The organism is Caballeronia sp., from assembly GCF_049581465.1.
GTDB lineage: Bacteria > Pseudomonadota > Gammaproteobacteria > Burkholderiales > Burkholderiaceae > Caballeronia.
In genome coordinates, this window is the sequence record NZ_JBAUSA010000175.1 from 1 (window position 1) to 2,025 (window position 2,025).

At 59.0% G+C, this 2,025-nt stretch carries 3 protein-coding genes; all 3 read right to left on the reverse strand.

The annotated features are described in order from the left end of the window. Nucleotides 1-197 (reverse strand): iron-sulfur cluster assembly protein (locus WCA53_RS04420; RefSeq protein ID WP_423905946.1); only part of this gene is annotated, 197 nt, incomplete at its 3' end. A gap of 10 nt (nucleotides 198-207) precedes the next feature. Beyond that, nucleotides 208-1,455, reverse strand: coding sequence for a cysteine desulfurase (locus WCA53_RS04425; RefSeq protein WP_423905949.1), 1,248 nt, complete (start codon nucleotides 1,453-1,455; stop codon nucleotides 208-210). Further along, nucleotides 1,452-2,025: SufD family Fe-S cluster assembly protein (locus tag WCA53_RS04430; RefSeq protein WP_423905952.1), on the reverse strand; the 574-nt coding region annotated here is incomplete at its 5' end. The genes WCA53_RS04430 and WCA53_RS04425, both read right to left, overlap by 4 nt.

Sequence of the window (2,025 nt, forward strand, 5' to 3'; positions counted from 1 at the left end):
TTATAAATCAGGCCTAGTTCGTAGATATCAGCGGGAATCTCCGGATCATATACAGTTTTCAGCGCCGCGACGATGGAATCTGTCAGCTGGCGCAAGTCTTCCGACTCCATCTCAGAAGGCGGCCTGAACACCGCATTTCGCTCGACCTGAGGGGGAAGAGCCTCGACGCCATTCGCGCGGCTTTGAGCCTCGTCCATGCCCATCTCCCTACTGGAAGAGCTTTCGCGCGCGGATCAGCGATTCCGCCAGCGCATCAACTTCGTCGAAGGTGTTGTACAGCGCAAACGAGGCCCGGCACGTCGATGTCACTCCAAACCTTTGCAACAGCGGCATTGCACAATGCGTTCCGGCCCTCACAGCCACGCCCGATCGATCGATCAAAGTTGCGATGTCATGTGCGTGCGCGCCCTCCATAGTAAATGAGACGATAGGGCCTTTACCTTCTGCAACGCCAATTATGCGCAGGGAATTGATCGACGACAGGAGCTTGTGCGCATAAGCGCACAACGCTTCCTCGTGCGCGCGGATGCGGGGTCGCCCGATCTCCTCGATGTAGTCCAGCGCCGCCGCGAGCCCGATAGCCTGCACAATCGGCGGAGTGCCAGCCTCAAACCGATGCGGCGGATGGTTGTAGGAGACAGTCTCCCGCGTGACTTGCTCGATCATCTCGCCGCCGCCCTGATATGGCGGCAACTTCTCAAGAAGTTCCCGCTTGCCGTACAGCACGCCGATACCCGTGGGACCATAAACCTTGTGCCCAGTGAAAACGTAGAAGTCTGCATCGAGGTCGCGCACGTCGACGTCTAGGTGCACGGCGCCTTGCGAGCCATCTACGAGAACCGGGATCGCTCGCTCGTGCGCAATTTTGACGACCTCCTTGATTGGGACAGCGGTACCGAGCACGTTGGACATTTGCGTTATCGCGACAATCTTTGTTCGATCGCTCAGAGTGCGTTCGAATGCGTCGAGCGAAAAGGCGCCGTCGTCGCCGACATCGACCCATCGCAGCGCCGCGCCCTTGCGTTCACGATGGAAGTGCCAAGGCACAACGTTAGAGTGATGCTCCATCACGCTTAGCACGATCTCGTCGCCGGCACCGATGTCCGCGAGGCCGAAACTCGATGCAACGAGATTGATCGCCTCGGTCGCCGATCGGGTGAAAACGATTTCCTCGTGCGAGGCGGCGTTGACGAAGCGCCGCACCGTTTCTCGGGCCCCCTCATACGCTTCGGTGGCTGCGTTCGCGAGATAGTGCAAGCCGCGATGCACATTTGCATATTCGTGCTCATAGGCGTGCGTCACGCGGTCGATAACCTTCTTCGGCTTCTGAGCCGAGGCGGCATTATCCAGATACACAAGCGGCTTTCCGTATGGGCGCTCGGCCAGGGCAGGAAAATCCGCCCGTACCGCTTCAATGTCATACGGGTCGAACGCCGGCTGCACGAACTTATTCACATCTTCGCCTTTCGCATTCCGAGCCACGCGGTAAGTCGAGCGCGCAGCGCATCGATCAGCAGCTTGTCCTCAACTCGGTCGATAGCCTCCCCCCCGAAAGCCTCAAGCAACATGCCCTTCGCGTCGTCGTCCGAAATGCCGCGCGATTGCAGATAAAATACGTGCTCGGGATCGAGCGAAGCCACCGTTGCCCCGTGTCCGCAAACAACGTCGTCGGCAAAGATCTCCAATTCCGGCTTCCCATTCATCTGCGCGCGCGGTGACAGGAGGATAGCCTGCGACTTCATAGCCCCATCTGTCTTTTGCGCGGCTTTTTCAACAATGATCTTTCCCTGAAACACGCCGATCGCGTCGTCGTCGACGATCGTGCGATAGAATTCGCGGCTCGTCCCGGCCGGAGCGGCATGAACGACCTGCAGAGTCGTGTCGGCACGACGCGCTGCGTCGATAAGCGCCAGTCCGCCAAGCGACGCCTTAGCTTCCTCTCCGGTCATTCTGACAAAAATCTGCCGACGCGTAAGGTCGCCGCCAGAAATCAACCCAAAAGCGGTTAGCTCCGCGCCCTTCGCA